Origin of the sequence: Pseudomonas nitroreducens (assembly GCF_024170165.1) — a bacterium.
In the GTDB taxonomy this organism is placed as follows: domain Bacteria; phylum Pseudomonadota; class Gammaproteobacteria; order Pseudomonadales; family Pseudomonadaceae; genus Pseudomonas; species Pseudomonas nitroreducens_C.
The window spans coordinates 229,070-244,925 of sequence record NZ_JALJXP010000003.1; the positions used below are offsets into that span (position 1 = coordinate 229,070).

Here is a 15,856-nt window from a genome sequence, read left to right on the forward strand (position 1 = left end):
CAGCGTGCTCACCGCAGGCTCTCCATCTGGTTGAAGGTGCGCAGGCCGTGTTCCAGGCGCTCCCAGCCCTTCTCGTCGGGTGGCAGGCCAAAGCGCAGGCTCGCGGGCGTCTCGAACAGGCGCACGAGGATGCCCTGGCGCGCCAGGTGATCGCGCAATGCGTGAGCGCGCATGGACACCACCCACTGAAACAGCGCCGTGCCACCCTGCGGGGCAAATCCGTGCTCGCCGAGCAGCCCGGCCATATGCCGACTGGCCTCATGCAGGTCGCGGCGGCGCTGGATCTGTTCCTGGAACTCGCCCAGTACCGTCTGTGCGACCCAGCGCGTCGGGCCGCTCACCGCCCAGGGGCCGAGCAGCTTCGCCAGGCTATCCAGCAGGCGCGGCTCGGCAAAGGCGAAGCCCAGCCGCGCTCCGGCGAGGCCGAAGAACTTGCCAAAGGAACGCAGCACGATCAGCCCCGGACGGCTCGCGCAGCTGGGCGCCAGGCTGTGTTCGGGCGTGCAGTCCATGAAGGCTTCGTCCACCACCAGCCAGCCGCCGCGCTCTTGCAGGCGCGCATGCCATTCCAGCAGCACGCCGGCCTCGATGCGCCGGCCAGTGGGGTTATTCGGATTGACCACCACCAGCACGTCGAAACGCTCCAGGTGATGGGGGACCTCCTGGTCGCTGACCTCGCGCAGGATGTGCCCGGCGGCACGCCAGGACTCGGCGTGCTCGGCATAACAGGGCGAGACCACGCCGACCTTGCCCGGTCGGCGCAGGCGCGGCAGCAACTGGATCGCCGCCTGGCTGCCGGGCAGCGGCAGCAGCTTCTCGGCGCCGTAGTAGCGGCGCGCAGCGGCTTCCAGGCCGTCGCTGTCTTCGGGCAGGCGCATCCAGGCCGTCGCCGGCACGCTGGGCAGCGTCCAGGGCCAGGGCGAGATACCGGTGGACAGGTCGAGCCACTCGGAGAGCGGAATACCGTACTGCTGCGCCGCTTTGCGCAACCGGCCGCCATGTTCGAGCATCAGAGCACTCCCAGGATGAGGATGACCACCAGCCACAGCAGCACGCCCTGGCGCACCAGGGCCAGCGCGCGCCAGATGTCCGTGGCGCTCGGCGCCGGGCCTTCGCCCAGCTGCGGGCGCTCGTGGAGCTCGCCGTGGTAGCGGGCAGAACCACCGAGCGATACGCCCAGCGCTCCCGCGCCAGCGGCCATCACCGGGCCGGCGTTGGGGCTGTCCCACTGTGGCGCCTGCGTGCGCCAGCAACGCAGGGCGAGCCGGGTATGGCCGAGCAGCGCATAGGTGAACGCCACCAGGCGCGCCGGAATGTAGTTGAGCACATCGTCGATCTTCGCCGCGGCCCAGCCGAAGCGTTCGAAGCGCGCGTTGCGGTAGCCCCACATGGCGTCGAGGGTGTTGCTCAGGCGATAGAGCACCACGCCAGGCGCGCCGGCCACGGCGAACCAGAACAGCGCGGCATACACCGCGTCGCTGCCGTTCTCCAGCACCGACTCGGTGGCGGCGCGGGCCACGGCGGTGTCGTCCAGCTCGGCGGTTTCGCGGCTGACCATGTAGCCCACGCGCAACCGTGCCTCGTTCAGATCGCCGGCGCGCAGGGCCACTGCCACCGGCTCGGCATGTTCACCCAGGCTGCGCAGGCCCAGCGCGGCGTACAGCGCCAGCGCCTGGACGACCCAGCCGATGCAGGGCAGGAGGCTGAGCAACAGCGCAATCAGGGTCAGCGGGATGACGGCGATGATCCAGGCGGTGACGCCATGGCTGCGCCAGCCGAGGCCGGGGGTATCCTTTCCGGCGTCGGCGCGCGAGCGATTGAAACGCCGTTCCAGCCGATCCGCCAGACGCCCGAAGGCCATCAGCGGATGCCAGCGTTTCGGCTCACCCAGCAGGGCATCCAGCGCTACACCAAGAACGCTCAGCAGGGCCAGGCTCATGGCTGTTCTCCCCAGTGGTTCTCGTACAGCAGCTCGCTGAGCGCGCGCGGTTGGCGCCAGCCTTCCAGGGCCAGCATCGGCGCCGGGTAGAACTCGCTGACCGGACCAAGGCAGATCACTGCCACTGCCTCGGCACCCACTGGCAGGCCGAGCAGTTCGCCCAGCGCGGCGGGGTCGAACAGCGACACCCAGCCCATGCCCAGACCTTCGGCACGCGAGGCCAGCCAGAGGTTCTGGATGGCACAGGATAGCGAGGCCAGGTCCATCTGCGGCAACGTGCGACGACCGAATACATGTGCCTCGCGGCCATCCATCAGCGCGGCCACCAGTACTTCGGCGCAGTCGAGCACGCCCTCGACCTTCAGCCGCATGAACTCGTCGGAACGCTCGCCCAGTGCCTCGGCGGTGCGCACGCGCTCCGCCTCCACCAACCCCTGGATCGATGCGCGCAGCTCCCGCGAGGTCACGCGAATGAACCGCCACGGCTGCATCAGCCCGACGCTGGGCGCCTGGTGCGCCGCTTCGAGCAGCCGCGCCAGCAGTTCGGGCGCTACCTCGCCGCCGCTGAAATGACGCATGTCGCGGCGCTCGGCGATGGCGCGGTAGAGCGCGGCGCGCTCCTCAAGGCTGTAGGCGTGCTCGGTCATGGTCTCAACAGGGCGGCTGCGGCGTCCGGATCGGACGGCAGGTAGAAGTGGATGTAGGAGGCGGTGAGCCGGCCACGGCGAAACACCGCTTCGGCCACCGGCTTGTCGTTGGGGCAGACGCCACGGGCCAGCGGCTCCTCGCTGCTGTCCAGCAACGAATGGTGGAAGGTGTGCCCGCGCAGGGTGCCTTCGGGCAGCGTCACCGCTTGCAGCGCCAGCGCGGCGAGGCGCTTCTGCAGGCGCGCTTCGCCCGGCAGCAGGCCGAGCAGTGCGGCGCGTTCACCGGCCACATCGGTCAGCGCATCGAGCAGATAAAGCATGCCGCCGCACTCGGCGAGGATCGGCTTGCCCATCTCGTGGTGCGCGTGGATGGCCTGGGCCATGGCGCGGTTGCCGGCCAGCGCCTGCAGGTGCAGTTCCGGGTAGCCGCCGGGCAGGTAGAGGCTGTCCACTTCCGGCAACGCGTCATCACGCAGCGGCGAGAAGAACACCAGCTCGGCACCCAGCGCACGCAGCAGGTCGAGGTTGGCCTGGTAGAGGAAGGCGAAGGCGTTGTCCCGCGCCACACCGATGCGCACGCCGTCCAGGCGGGAAGTTTCGCGACGCGGCTGGGGTGCAGCAAAGCTCACCGGCAGCGGCAGCTCGGTACTGGCGCTGGCGGCCAGTGCATCGGCGGCGGCGTCCAGGCGGGCATCGAGGTCGGCCAGTTCATCGGCCTGCACCAGGCCCAGGTGACGGCTGGGCAGCTCCACTTCGGTATCGCGCGGCAGCGCGCCATACCAGCGAATCCAGCCCGGCAGGCTGTCGCGCACCAGGTCGCGGTGACGCTGGCTGCCGATGCGGTTGGCGAGCACGCCGGAGAACGGCAGGTCGCTCTGGTAGGTCGCCATGCCAACGGCCATGGCACCGAAGGTCTGCGCCATGGACTGGCCGTTGATCACCGCCATCACCGGCACATTGAAGCGCCGTGCCAGGTCGGCCGCCGACGGCGAGCCATCGAACAGGCCCATCACGCCTTCAATGAGGATCAGGTCGGCCTCTCCGGCGGCCTCCCACAGCAGCCGACGGCTCTCTTCCTCGCCGACCATCCACAGGTCCAGCTGGTAGACCGGCGCGTCACTGGCGCGGGCGAGGATCATCGGGTCGAGGAAATCCGGGCCGCACTTGAACACCCGCACCTTGCGCCCGAGGCGCGTGTGCAGGCGCGCCAGGGCGGCGGTCACGGTGGTCTTGCCCTGCCCGGAAGCCGGGGCGGCGATCAGCAGTGCGGGGCATTGGCGCGAAGTCATCGGGCGCGCTCCGCCACAACGGGATGCATCAGAACTCCACCCCTTTCTGCGCCTTGATGCCGGCCTTGAAGGCGTGTTTCACCAGGCCCATCTCGGTCACGGTGTCGGCGGCTTCGAGCATCTCGGGCTGCGCACCACGGCCGGTGGCAACCACATGCTGCATGGGCGGACGCGCGGCGATATCGGCCAGCACGGTGTCCAGTTCCAGGTAGCCGTGCTTGAGGGCGATGTTCACCTCGTCCAGCACCACCAGGCCGACCTCGGGGTCGGCCAGCAACTGGCGCGCCACGTCCCAGGCGAACTGCGCCTTGGCGATGTCACGCTGGCGGTCCTGGGTTTCCCAGGTGAAGCCTTCGCCCATCACGTGGAAGCTGACTTCCTCAGGGAAGCGGCGGAAGAAAGCCTCCTCGCCCGTGGTCGCAGCGCCCTTGATGAACTGCACCACGCCGACCTTCATACCGTGGCCCAGCGCGCGGGCAACCATGCCGAAGGCCGAGCTGCTCTTGCCCTTGCCGTTGCCACTGTTGACCAGGAACACGCCGCGCTCCCCCTGGGCCTGGGCGATCTTCTCGTCGACCACCGCTTTCTTGCGCTGCATGCGCGAGCGATGGCGCTCGTCCTTTTCCGGGGATTCAGTCATGGGAGGTTGCTCCTGAAAGCGAACACGCAGGTGCCAGGCTGCCGGCCGGGCGGCAGCGCACGAGGAGTGGAATGGGCAGGGACGAACCGCAGGCGCGCACCAGCGCCATGCAGCAGGGGCCGCCCAGCACAATGGCTGTCGACCTGGGGAATAGGGAATTCACCTGAAGGATTCTCCGCCGCTCTCACCCGCGCGGCACTGACCAGTCGGGGCAGGCGGAGGACGGCAACGCGCGGCGCGAGTACGCCGGCGTCGGCAGCGCCTCCCGCGATGCCATGCGATGCAGCAGGCCGGTCTCCGGGCTTGCGAGTGACGCCGTGAGGCTGTCGATGAACCGCGCCTTCCCATGCCGTGGCACAGTGGCTGTCTGCGGTTCGAAGCTCGCTTACCGTTGCGGGGGCAGCGCCGGAATGGTCGATTGCGCATCGATTTCACCGGCTTCCCTGTTTCACTCGCGGCTTGCGCCGAGAGCACCTGAAGCAGGCGCGCAGCTTAGTGGCTGGCGGGCTGGGGCGTCAATTGAACAGGATGTCGCCGGGCTTGTCCCAGCTCAAGGCAGCCGCTCTAAAATGCGACACACCTGTCCAATCATGGCACTGTGTAACTCCGCTAGAATGCGAACCATGACGATGACCGCCCAGCCCGGCCAGCTTCAGCTCGACACCACCGCCAGCCCACCGCTGATGCACATCAGCGGCGACTGGACGCTCGCGCATTTCGCCGCGCTGGAAGCCCAGGTGGCCGCCCAGCGCCACGCCGAGTCCCCCGCCGAGCTGGACTTTGCCGGCCTTGGCGCGCTGGACACAGCCGGCGCTGCGCTGCTTGCCGAAATCATCGGCGGCGCGCGCATGAGCCAGCTGGAACAGATCGCCCGCAACCTTCCCACCGAACGCCAGGCACTGCTGCGCGCCGTCGGTAGCGCCATCACCGAGTGCCGCCTGGACGAAAAGGCGCCGGAGCCGGGCAACGCCCTGGTCGATGTGCTGGAGCGCATCGGCATCGCCACCCTCACCTTCCGCGAGCACCTGGTCGGCCTGCTCGGCTTCATCGGCCTGACCCTGCAGACGCTGCTGCGAAACCTGTTCCGCCCGCGACGCTGGCGCCTCACCTCGCTGGCCGCGCACATGGAGGAAACCGGGCTGGACGCCGTACCCATCGTCGCCCTGCTGACCTTCATGGTCGGGGCGGTGGTGGCCTTCCTCGGCGCCACCGTGCTGCAGAAATTCGGCGCGCAGATCTACACCGTCGACCTGGTGGGCTTCTCCTTCCTCCGTGAGTTCGGCGTGCTACTGACCGCCATCCTCCTCGCCGGTCGCACCGCCAGCGCCTTCACCGCGCAGATCGGCTCGATGAAGGCCAACCAGGAGATCGATGCCATCCAGGCCCTGGGTCTCGATCCGGTGGAGCTGTTGGTGCTGCCACGCGTCCTGGCCCTGCTGCTGACCCTGCCGATGCTGACCTTCCTGGCGATGCTCTCCGGCATCTTCGGCGGCGGCGTGGTCTGTGCCCTCGCCCTGGATATCTCGCCGCGCATGTTCCTCTACATGCTGCAGAACGACATCGCCGTGCAGCACTTCGTGGTCGGCATCGTCAAAGCCCCGGTGTTCGCCTTCATCATCGCCGTGATCGGCTGCCTGGAAGGCTTCCGCGTCAGCGGCAGTGCGCAGTCGGTGGGTGAGCACACGACCTCCAGCGTGGTCCAGTCGATTTTCGTGGTGATCCTGCTGGATGCGGTCTTCGCGCTGTTCTTCATGGAGATGGGCTGGTGAGCGAACCGATCATCGTCGTCCGCGACCTCGCCAACCGCTTCGGCACCCACGCCGTGCACGAGCACCTTGACCTCGACGTGATGAAGGGCGAGATCCTCGGCGTGGTCGGCGGCTCGGGCACCGGCAAGTCGGTGCTGCTGCGCAGCATCATCGGCCTGCGCCAGCCCAGCGAGGGCAGCGTGCACGTGTTCGGGCAGAACCTGCCGGCGCTGCCGCCACTGGAACGCTCAAAGCTGGAAAGGCGCTTCGGCGTGCTGTTCCAGAACGGCGCGCTGTTCTCCTCGCTGACCGTCAGCGAGAACATCTGCCTGCCGCTGATCGAGCATGCCGGGCTGTCCCGCGCGGACGCGCAGTTCATGGCCAAGGTGAAGATCTCCCTCGCCGGCCTGCCGCCCGACGCCGGCAGCAAATACCCGGCTGAGCTTTCCGGCGGCATGGTCAAGCGCGCCGCCCTGGCCCGCGCCCTGGCGCTGGACCCGGACATCCTGTTCCTCGACGAACCCACCGCTGGCCTCGACCCCATCGGCGCGGCGGCCTTCGATCAACTGATCCTGACCCTGCGCGACGCCTTCGGCCTCACGGTGTTCCTGGTCACCCACGACCTCGACACCCTCTACACCATCTGCGACCGCGTCGCCGTGCTGTCGCAGAAGCGCGTGCTGGTGGTGGGGCCGCTGGACCAGGTCGCCCGGACCGACGACGCCTGGGTACAGGAATACTTCCACGGCCCGCGCGGCCGTGCTGCACTGCAGGCCACCGAACACCTGCGGGAGGAAAGCTGAATGGAAACCCGTGCCCATCACGTACTGATCGGCCTGTTCACCCTGGTCGTGTCGATTGGCGCGCTGCTCTTCGCCCTGTGGCTGGCACAGTCGAGCAACGACCAGAAGTACAAGGTCTACGACGTGATCTTCAACGAGGCGGTGACCGGCCTGTCCGAGGGCGGCACCGTGCAGTACAGCGGCATCCGCGTGGGTGACGTGGTGTCGCTGCGACTGGACCCGAACGACCCGCGCAAGGTCCGCGCCCGCATCCGCGTCTACGACAGCACACCGATCCGCGAAGACACGCGCGCCAAGCTGGCCCTCACCGGCGTCACCGGCCAGGCCATCATCCAGCTCTCCAGCGCCGCCCAGGACAGCCCGCCGCTGGCCAGCAAGGACGGCGAGGTGCCGGTGATCAAGACCATCCCCTCGCCCTTCGCCAAGCTGCTGGCCAACGGCGAGGACATCGCGACCAACATCAACAACCTGATCAACAACGTCAACCGCATGTTCTCCCAGGAGAACGTCGACCGCATCAGCCGCACCCTGGACCACATCGACCAGGCCACCGGCGTGGTCGCCGAGCAACGCGACGACATCCGCCAGACCTTCAAGGAACTGGCCGCCGCCAGCGAGCAGGCGCGCATCACCCTGGCCAACGCCAGCCAGTTGCTCGAACGCGCCAATCAGACGCTGGGCGGCAAGAAGGGCCAGGACATCCTCGACGACACCCAGAAGACCCTCGCCTCCCTGCGCACCAGCAGTGAACGCGTGGAGCAGTTGCTGAACAGCAACTACGACTCGGTGAACGGCGGCCTCAATGGCCTGGGCGAGATCGGCCCGGCGATCCGCGAACTGCGCTCCACCCTGGAAGACCTGCGCGGCGTCACCCGTCGCCTGCAGGAAAACCCCACCGGCTATCTGCTCGGCCGCGAGCGCAACAAGGAGTTCCAGCCATGACCGCCCTTCCCCGCCTGCTCGGCGCCGCTGCCCTGGTCAGCCTGCTGGGCGCCTGCTCGATCCTCCCGGAAGCCGAGAGCCCGGACTTCTACCTGCTGCCAGCGGCCCAGCAGCCTGAGCGCAGCAACGCGGCGGTGAACTGGTCATTGCGGGTCAGCGCGCCCAACGCCAGCCTGGCGCTGGACAGCAATCGTATCGCCGTGGTCCCGCAGGGCAATCAGCTCAGCAGCTACCAGGGCGCGCGCTGGAGCAACCGCGCACCGGGCCTGCTGCGTGACCGCCTGCTCGACGCCTTCACCGCCAATGGCAGCGTCCGCGCCCTGAGCAGCGACGAAACCAGCCTGCAGGCCGACCTCGACCTGACCGGCGAGTTGCGCGCCTTCCAGAGCGAGTACCAGAACGGCAAACCGGTGATCCACATCCGCTACGACGCCCGCCTGGTGCGCACGCTCGGCCAGCGCATCGTCGCCTCGCGCACCTTCGAGGTCAGCCAGCCGGTGAACGGCAAGCAGGTGCCCGAAGTGGTCAGCGCCTTTGGCAAGGCGGCCGACCAGCTTTCCGCGCAGGTGGTGCAGTGGACGTTGCAGCAGGGCCAGCAACAGAAGCTCGCACCGCCCTCCACAGCGCCATGAAAAAGGCCGGCGAAAGCCGGCCTTTTTCATGACGGCTGCCCTGATGCCGATCAGTTCCGTGGAACCTTCCTTCACGGATTTTGCTCATATTTTGTACGAAATCTGAACAACACCTGTCGGAGCATAGGGGCTCCGCTAATAGCATTAAGGTATCAGGCGCGATACATTGCGGCGCCCCTGCCGGTCCACCCGGAAGGGTCCCAATTTTCTCGCGTGGTGCCGTGCCGGCTTGCAGCACCCGATTTGCAGTTCGAGGAACCTTTGTTGCGCAGTCCTGGCAGTTTCCGTCACGACATCAATGGCCTGCGGGCCTGGGCCGTCGTCGCGGTGGTTTTGTATCACTTCGGTATCAGCGGCTTTACCGGTGGCTTCGTTGGCGTGGATGTCTTCTTCGTCATCTCCGGCTACCTGATGACCGGGATCATCCTCGGCGCATTGGCTGCACCCGGCGGATTCTCCTTCTGGAACTTCTACCTCGCCCGCGCCCGCCGCATCCTGCCTGCACTGCTGTTGCTCTGCGCGGTGCTGCTGGTCCTTGGCTGGTTCTTCCTGCTGCCATCGGACTACCAGCGCCTGGGCAAGCACGTCTGGGGCAGCGTGCTGTTCACCTCCAATCGCATGTTCATGAAAGAGGCCGGCTATTTCGACGTCGCCTCCCATGACAAGTGGCTTCTGCACACCTGGTCGCTGTCGGTGGAATGGCAGTTCTACCTGCTCTTCCCGCTGCTGCTGGTGGCCGCCTGGCGCTGGTTCGGCGGCCGCCGCTGGCTGCTCCCGCTGCTGGGTGCCACGGCGCTGGCTTCGTTGGCGTACTGCGTGGTACTGGCTGACACCGAGCCTTCGAAGGCTTTCTACTTCTTCCCTTCGCGCGCCTGGGAATTGCTCGCTGGCGGCGTGGCCTTCATGGTCCAGACCCGCTGGCAGCCCGATGCCCGCGTGAGCCCCTGGCTGGAACGTGCCGGCATGGCACTGATCATCGGCTCGCTGCTTTTCATCACCCCGCAGATGAGCTGGCCGGGGCTGCTGAGCCTTGTCCCCGTGAGCGGCGCCGCTCTGGTGCTGCTGGCGCGCCGTGACGACGCGCGACTGACCGCCAACACCGTTGCCCAATGGCTGGGAACGCGTTCCTACTCGATCTATCTCTGGCATTGGCCAGTCGTGGTTGCGCTGGCCTACCTGGAGCTTTCCCGGCAGCCGCTGGCCATCGCTGTCGGGCTGATGCTGACCCTGACGCTGGGCCACCTGTCCTATCACTGGGTGGAGCAGCCCAGCAGCCGCCGTCTCGGCTACCTGCGCCCGTTGGCGGCGACGGTGGCAGTCGTTGTCGCCATGCTGGTGGTGATGGGGCCGGCAAAGGTGGTGCGCAAGGCGGATTTCGCGCAACGCCTGCCTGAGGCCGTACAGCGCGTGGACGATGAGCGCGAGAACCGCAACCCGCGCCTGGACGAGTGCGACGCCAAAACCGAATGCCAGTACGGCGGCCCGAATACCCGCGCCATCGTGCTGGGCGACAGCCACGCCCAGGCAACGGTGAATGCCATCGTTGCCAGCCTGCCCAATGCCGCCGATGGCGTTCTGTTCATCGGCACCAGCGGCTGCCCGATCATCTTCGGCGCCCAGCTGGACACGCCCAAGCAGGAGGTCTGCCAGAAGATTCTCGGGCGCCTGCAACAGCGCCAGGCCAGCCTCCTGCCGGGCACGCCGGTGATCGTGATCAATCGGGCGTCCTACTACCTGTTCGGTGGCCTGGCCGGCGAAGCGGACGAAACGCCGAACAAGCCGAAGCTGTACTTCACCGAGCCCGAGGCGGCCTCCAGCCCCGCGCTGTTGGACGACTACCGCCGGCACTACGTGGCTACCGCGTGCGAGCTGGCGGCGAACCATCCGCTGTACCTGGTCCGCCCGACCCCGGAAATGGGCGTGCGGGTGCCAGAAGTCATGGGCCGAGCCATGCTGCTCAAGCGCGAGCGCAAGGTGTCCATGCCCCAGCAGGCCTACCGGCAGCGCAATGCCTTCGTCAACCACGTACAGGACCTTGCCGGCAAGCAGTGCGGCGCCCATCTGCTCGACCCCATCCCCTACCTGTGCGACGGCCAGCAATGCGCGGCCAGCCGCGACGGCCGACCGCTGTACTACGACGACGATCACCTGAGCGAATTCGGCAACCGTCTGCTGGTACCGATGTTCAGGCCGATATTCACCGAGCGTCTGGTGGGCGAGGAACAGGCCACATCGCCCCGACAGGCAGGGCGATCATTGCTCTGAGCGGCCGGCGTCTGGCCCGGCCGGGCATTCACCGGGCCCCGGGGTCAGCGGCAGTGATAGGGGCTTTCGCCTTCCAGTTCCTGATCCGACTCCACGTCCTTGATGGTGACGATGGCCTTCGGGTAGACCGAGCAGAGTGAGTTGCGCACGGTGTAGATGCCACTGCCGTGGGCAAGGAACTTGCCGTTGCTCAGGGCCTTGCCGGACTCGTCATGGGCGCTGACTTCGAAGTTGCCGGTCATGGTGATGCAGCCGGCGAGCGCCAGCAGAGAAAGGACAGGAACGAGGGCTTTCATGGATTCTCCTTGGACGCGAGGCACCCTTTCTGCCTGGGCAGAGCGCGGCGCAGGTGTCGATCCGTGACGGGTTCGCGAGAGCGGGAATGGCCAGCCAGCATGGCAAGGCCGATGCGAATACGACCGATACCGGTCGCCGCAGTTCAGCCAGCGCCCCCGCAAGAGCGCCGGCTGACGGTGTTTCGGACGAGAGGCTGGATCAGCGCTTGCCCATCGAGCGACGCGAGCCACGCGGGTGCGGCGGGCGGTACTCGGCCTGGTCGTGAGGTTTGCGATGCTGGTAGGCGGTTTTCGCCTGCTGCTGCGCGGCCAGTGCGGCCTTGGCCAGTTCGGCCAGGGAGAGTTTGGGTTGTTCCTGCGCGTTGTCGGCGCTGTCGTCGCGGGGCGGCTGCTGGGAGGACGTCATGGGTAGACCGGTTCTGAAGGGTTTCAATCGGTGCCCATGATAGCCGAAGTCGCCCTCTTCCGGCTGCCCGCCCGCACGAGCGGCACGGGCAGGGCCTTCAACCCGCAAGCAGAGCCATCAACTCGTCGGCGGGAACAGTGTGTCCGGGCGGGTCACGTACTCGGTCGCTTCGGCTTCGGTCATCACCCAGATCTGGCTGATCCGGCTGTCCTGGCCCATCTTGATGCCGACGAACTTGCCGGTGATCTTCGGCAGCAGGCCGTAGACCATGAAGCGGTTGTTCTCATCGCGGATGCGGATACTGACCGACAGCGGATAGCTGATGGTCTTGTTGTACAGCCCGATGGTGATGACCTGGCGCAGCAGGCTCGGCTTCGGCCGCTTGAGCGTGATCACCGGGTACACCGCGCTGTCGACGAAACCCACCATCATCCCCGAGGGAATCACCCGGTCCGCCAGCGCCGGACTGCTCAGCCCCAGCATCAGGGCCAGTGCGCCGAGCAGCTGAAGCATCCAGCGTTGCAGCGAAGCGCGTGAAGGTACTGCTGAAGTCATCGGATTTCCCGCCCTGGTTTTCCTGTTTTCGTTATCGCCCGGTTATGGATTCCGGATCTGAGCGTGGAGCGTAGCGGTTCGCCGCGCCGCTGTCCGCACATTGATTCACAGCCTCCGGAGATTCCCGCGGCAAGATCGCGGATCGCCGCGCGACATTCCCGTGCAGGTCGGCGTCACGCGGCCGCCGGCCACATTGCGGCCGCCCCTCACGCGCTCTATCGTGACGCATCCCGCCGTCACTCCGAGAACCCGCCATGAGCTCCCTGCGCGAAGCCCTCGCCCGCTTTTCCCGACTCGACCTGGCCGGTGGCCCGACGCCGCTGGACAAGCTGGAGCGGCTGTCCGTGCAGCTGGGCCGCGAGCTGTATGTAAAGCGTGACGACACCACCCCCTTCGCCCTGGGCGGCAACAAGGTGCGCAAACTGGAATTCCTCGCCGCCGATGCCCTGAAGACCGGTGCCGACACACTGGTCACCGCTGGCGCGATCCAGTCCAACCATGTACGCCAGACCGCCGCCGTCGCGGCGAAGCTCGGCCTGCGCTGCTTGGCGCTGCTGGAAAACCCCATCGGCACCGACGACCGTAACTACCTGAGCAACGGCAACCGCCTGCTGCTGGACCTGTTCGGCACCGAGGTCGAGCTGGTGCCCAACCTCGATACCGCGGACGAGTTGCTGGCACAGGCCGGCGAACGTCTGCGCCGGGAAGGCCGCAAGCCCTGCATCGTGCCCATTGGCGGCTCCAATGCACTGGGCGCCCTGGGTTACGTGCGCGCCGGGCTGGAGCTGGCGGAGCAGATTCGCGGCAGCGGCCAGGAGTTCTCCGCCGTGGTGCTCGCCTCCGGCAGCGCCGGCACCCATGCGGGCCTGGCGATCGCCCTGGCCGATGAACTGCCGGAGCTGGACGTCATCGGCGTGACGGTCTCGCGCACCGACGCGGCGCAGCGGCCAAAAGTGGCGGGGCTGGTCGAGCGGACTCTGGAACTGCTCGGCCACGACGCGCCGGCGCGGCCGGCAATCCAACTGTGGGACGACTACTTCGGCCCGCGCTATGGCGAACCCAATGCCGGCACGCTGGAGGCGGTTCGCCTGCTGGCCAGCCAGGAAGGCCTGCTGCTGGACCCGGTGTACACCGGCAAGGCCATGGCCGGCCTGCTCGATGGCATTCGCCGTGACCGCTTCTTGAAACCCGGACCGATCCTGTTCCTGCACACCGGTGGTTCACCGGCGCTGTTCGCCTACCATTCGGCGAATTGACCTACCTAATATTCAGAACTAGGTATGTAATTTTTTATTATTTTATTGCATAACGATTCTGCCCATATAGTCGCCACGCGTTGACTAACCTGCTTAAAACACCAAAAACGGGGACCACCATGACCTTCTCCGCACTGCGACGTCATTTCCTGCTTGCCAGCCTGACCCTCTCCCTCGGCGCCAGCCTCTTCGGCCAGGCCCAGGCCGCTGAGGACCTGCTCGCCCAGATCAAGTCCAAGGGCGAAGTCCGCGTCGGTCTCGAGGGCACCTACCCACCCTTCAGCTTCCAGGACGAGAACGGCAAGCTGGCCGGTTTCGAAGTGGACTTCTCCAACCTGATCGCCAAGGAGCTGGGCGCCACCGCCAAACTGCAGCCGACCAAGTGGGACGGCATCCTCGCCGCGCTGGAATCCAAGCGCCTGGACCTGGTGATCAACCAGGTGACCATCTCCGAGGAGCGCAAGAAGAAGTACGACTTCTCCGACGCCTACACCGTTTCCGGCATCCAGGCGCTGGTGCGCAAGGGTGACGAAGGCAAGTACGACACGCCGGAGAAACTTGCGGGCGTGAAGGTCGGCGTCGGCCTGGGCACCAACTACGAGCAGTGGCTGCGCGAGCACGTGCCGCAGGCTGACGTGCGCACCTACGAAGACGACCCGACCAAGTTCCAGGACCTGCGCAGCGGCCGTATCGACGTGATCCTGGTGGACCGCCTGGCTGCCTTCGACATGGTCAACAAGACCAACGGTGCCATGGCTCTAACCGGCGCGCCCTTCGCCCGCCAGGAAGCCGGCATCGCCCTGCGCAAAGGCAACCCGGAGCTGCTCGCGGCGCTGAACAAGGCCATCGAGAAACTGCGCGCCGACGGCTCGCTGAAACAGCTGTCGGAAAAGTGGTTCAAGGCTGACGTGACCCAATGATCGACGCAAGCCTGCAGCTTGCGCTGGATTCCGCGCCCTTCCTGTTGAAGGGCGCGGTCTTCACGGTAGTCCTCAGCGTAGGCGGCATGTTCTTCGGACTGCTGCTCGGTTTCGTCCTGGCGCTGATGCGCCTGTACGGTTTCACTCCCGTGCGCTGGATCGCGCGCATCTACGTGTCGTTCTTCCGCGGCACGCCGTTGCTGGTCCAGCTCTTCATGATCTATTACGGCCTGCCCCAGGCCGGCATCGAACTCGACCCACTGCCCGCGGCGCTGATCGGCTTCTCGCTGAACATGGCCGCCTATGTCTGCGAAATCCTCCGCGCCGCCATCGGCTCCATCGACAAGGGCCAGTGGGAAGCCGCCGCCAGCATCGGCATGACCCGCGCCGAGACCCTGCGCCGGGTGATCCTGCCGCAGGCCGCGCGCACCGCCCTGCCGCCGCTGGGCAACAGCTTCATCTCGCTGGTCAAGGACACCGCCCTGGCTGCCACCATCCAGGTCCCGGAACTGTTCCGCCAGGCTCAACTGATCACCGCACGCACCTTCGAGGTCTTCACCATGTACCTCGCGGCCGCACTGATCTACTGGATCCTCGCCAGTATCCTGTCGCACCTGCAGAACCGCCTGGAAGACCGGGTCAACCGTCACGACCAGGAGCACGACGCATGATCGAAGTACGCCAGCTGACCAAGCAGTTCCGCGGCCAGGAGGTGCTCAAGGGCATCGACCTGACCGTCGAGGCCGGCGAAGTGGTCGCGATCATCGGCCCCAGCGGCTCGGGCAAGACCACCCTGCTGCGCTGCCTGAACCTGCTGGAGGTGCCCAACGGCGGCACCATCAAGGTCGGCGAGATCCTCATCGATGCATCCAGGCCGCTCAGCAGCCAGCAGGGGCTGATCCGCAAGCTGCGCCAGCATGTGGGCTTCGTCTTCCAGAACTTCAACCTGTTCCCCCACCGCACCGCGCTGGAGAACGTGGTGGAAGGCCCGATCATCGTGAAGAAGGAGCCGCGCGCCCAGGCCATCGAGCGTGCCCGCCAGCTGCTGGCGAAGGTCGGGCTGGCCGGCAAGGAGGACTCCTATCCCAAGCGCCTTTCCGGCGGCCAGCAACAGCGCGTCGCCATCGCCCGCGCCCTGGCCATGCAGCCGGACGTGATCCTGTTCGACGAACCCACCTCGGCGCTGGACCCGGAACTGGTCGGCGAGGTCCTGGCAACCATCCGCGGCCTGGCCCAGGAAAAGCGCACCATGGTCATCGTCACCCACGAGATGAGCTTCGCCCGCGACGTCGCCAACCGGGCGATCTTCATCGACAAGGGCGTGATCGTCGAACAGGGCGATGCCAAGGCCTTGTTCGCTCACCCGAAGGAAGAGCGCACCCGCCAGTTCCTCAGCAAGTTCCTCGATCAGGGCGAGAAGCGCACGGCGGAATAAGATCGGATTATTCGATTCATATGTGCCGATATTTGCGCTTTTCTATCGATCAACTGCGCGAGAAGATAGTCCCATGAACCGCG

At 66.8% G+C, this 15,856-nt stretch carries 17 protein-coding genes and 1 riboswitch; of the genes, 9 read left to right on the plus strand and 8 right to left on the minus strand.

Annotation, left to right across the window (positions count from 1 at the left end; genetic code table 11):
- Window positions 1-8 precede the first annotated feature (8 nt).
- Genes cobD through cobO form a run of 5 tightly spaced genes read right to left on the minus strand, consistent with a single transcriptional unit; the run spans window position 9 to window position 4,515 of the window.
- On the minus strand, window positions 9-1,010 hold the full coding sequence (cobD, locus tag J2T47_RS08145) for a threonine-phosphate decarboxylase CobD (RefSeq protein WP_253444477.1): 1,002 nt from the start codon (window positions 1,008-1,010) through the stop codon (window positions 9-11).
- Window positions 1,010-1,939, minus strand: a complete 930-nt coding sequence (cbiB, locus tag J2T47_RS08150) for an adenosylcobinamide-phosphate synthase CbiB (protein WP_253444480.1) — start codon at window positions 1,937-1,939, stop codon at window positions 1,010-1,012. The genes cobD and cbiB overlap by 1 nt, the downstream gene beginning before the upstream one ends.
- Window positions 1,936-2,586 carry a 5,6-dimethylbenzimidazole synthase gene (gene bluB / locus J2T47_RS08155; RefSeq protein WP_253444485.1) on the minus strand — a complete coding sequence of 217 codons (651 nt, stop codon included), beginning with the start codon at window positions 2,584-2,586 and terminating at the stop codon, window positions 1,936-1,938. The genes cbiB and bluB overlap by 4 nt, the downstream gene beginning before the upstream one ends.
- Window positions 2,583-3,875 (minus strand): cobyrinate a,c-diamide synthase, encoded by a 1,293-nt coding sequence (locus J2T47_RS08160; protein WP_253444488.1) that lies wholly within the window; start codon window positions 3,873-3,875, stop codon window positions 2,583-2,585. The genes bluB and J2T47_RS08160 overlap by 4 nt, the downstream gene beginning before the upstream one ends.
- A 28-nt stretch (window positions 3,876-3,903) precedes the next feature.
- On the minus strand, window positions 3,904-4,515 hold the full coding sequence (gene cobO, locus J2T47_RS08165; protein ID WP_253444491.1) for a cob(I)yrinic acid a,c-diamide adenosyltransferase: 612 nt from the start codon (window positions 4,513-4,515) through the stop codon (window positions 3,904-3,906).
- A 271-nt stretch (window positions 4,516-4,786) separates the two neighbouring features.
- Window positions 4,787-5,008, minus strand: a riboswitch (cobalamin riboswitch).
- A 130-nt stretch (window positions 5,009-5,138) separates the two neighbouring features.
- Here cobO and J2T47_RS08170 point away from each other — a divergent pair.
- The 5 genes from J2T47_RS08170 (at window position 5,139) to J2T47_RS08190 (ending at window position 10,905) form a co-directional block, all read left to right on the plus strand.
- Window positions 5,139-6,284 carry an ABC transporter permease gene (locus J2T47_RS08170; protein ID WP_253444494.1) on the plus strand — a complete coding sequence of 382 codons (1,146 nt, stop codon included), beginning with the start codon at window positions 5,139-5,141 and terminating at the stop codon, window positions 6,282-6,284.
- On the plus strand, window positions 6,281-7,066 hold the full coding sequence (locus tag J2T47_RS08175; protein ID WP_253444497.1) for an ABC transporter ATP-binding protein: 786 nt from the start codon (window positions 6,281-6,283) through the stop codon (window positions 7,064-7,066). The genes J2T47_RS08170 and J2T47_RS08175 overlap by 4 nt, the downstream gene beginning before the upstream one ends.
- The gene (locus J2T47_RS08180) at window positions 7,067-8,008 is read left to right on the plus strand and encodes an MlaD family protein (protein ID WP_253444500.1); all 942 of its coding nucleotides are present in this window, start codon (window positions 7,067-7,069) and stop codon (window positions 8,006-8,008) included.
- Window positions 8,005-8,640 carry an ABC-type transport auxiliary lipoprotein family protein gene (locus tag J2T47_RS08185; protein ID WP_253444503.1) on the plus strand — a complete coding sequence of 212 codons (636 nt, stop codon included), beginning with the start codon at window positions 8,005-8,007 and terminating at the stop codon, window positions 8,638-8,640. Before J2T47_RS08180 ends, J2T47_RS08185 begins: the two co-directional genes overlap by 4 nt.
- 264 nt (window positions 8,641-8,904) lie before the next feature.
- Window positions 8,905-10,905, plus strand: coding sequence for an acyltransferase family protein (locus J2T47_RS08190; protein ID WP_253444506.1), 2,001 nt, complete (start codon window positions 8,905-8,907; stop codon window positions 10,903-10,905).
- Between the two features lie 44 nt (window positions 10,906-10,949).
- On the opposite strand, the gene J2T47_RS08195 is transcribed toward J2T47_RS08190, so the two are convergent.
- The 3 genes from J2T47_RS08195 to J2T47_RS08205 all read right to left on the minus strand — a co-directional run bounded on the left by J2T47_RS08195 (window position 10,950) and on the right by J2T47_RS08205 (window position 12,162).
- Window positions 10,950-11,201, minus strand: a complete 252-nt coding sequence (locus tag J2T47_RS08195; protein ID WP_253444509.1) for a hypothetical protein — start codon at window positions 11,199-11,201, stop codon at window positions 10,950-10,952.
- A gap of 199 nt (window positions 11,202-11,400) precedes the next feature.
- Window positions 11,401-11,607, minus strand: a complete 207-nt coding sequence (locus J2T47_RS08200; protein WP_138526277.1) for a hypothetical protein — start codon at window positions 11,605-11,607, stop codon at window positions 11,401-11,403.
- Between the two features lie 117 nt (window positions 11,608-11,724).
- Window positions 11,725-12,162: a hypothetical protein gene (locus J2T47_RS08205; protein WP_253444512.1), complete on the minus strand. Its 438-nt coding sequence runs from the start codon at window positions 12,160-12,162 to the stop codon at window positions 11,725-11,727.
- 254 nt (window positions 12,163-12,416) lie between these two features.
- On the opposite strand from J2T47_RS08205, the gene J2T47_RS08210 reads away from it, so the two are divergent.
- The 4 genes from J2T47_RS08210 (at window position 12,417) to tcyN (ending at window position 15,773) form a co-directional block, all read left to right on the plus strand.
- A complete protein-coding gene (locus J2T47_RS08210) occupies window positions 12,417-13,418 on the plus strand; it encodes a D-cysteine desulfhydrase (protein WP_253444515.1) in 1,002 nt (333 codons plus the stop codon).
- Window positions 13,419-13,537: 119 nt separating this feature from the next.
- On the plus strand, window positions 13,538-14,338 hold the full coding sequence (gene tcyJ / locus J2T47_RS08215; RefSeq protein WP_253444519.1) for a cystine ABC transporter substrate-binding protein: 801 nt from the start codon (window positions 13,538-13,540) through the stop codon (window positions 14,336-14,338).
- The gene (tcyL, locus tag J2T47_RS08220) at window positions 14,335-15,009 is read left to right on the plus strand and encodes a cystine ABC transporter permease (RefSeq protein WP_301295430.1); all 675 of its coding nucleotides are present in this window, start codon (window positions 14,335-14,337) and stop codon (window positions 15,007-15,009) included. Before tcyJ ends, tcyL begins: the two co-directional genes overlap by 4 nt.
- Window positions 15,006-15,773 (plus strand): L-cystine ABC transporter ATP-binding protein TcyN, encoded by a 768-nt coding sequence (gene tcyN, locus J2T47_RS08225; RefSeq protein WP_253444522.1) that lies wholly within the window; start codon window positions 15,006-15,008, stop codon window positions 15,771-15,773. Before tcyL ends, tcyN begins: the two co-directional genes overlap by 4 nt.
- Window positions 15,774-15,856: the final 83 nt, after the last annotated feature.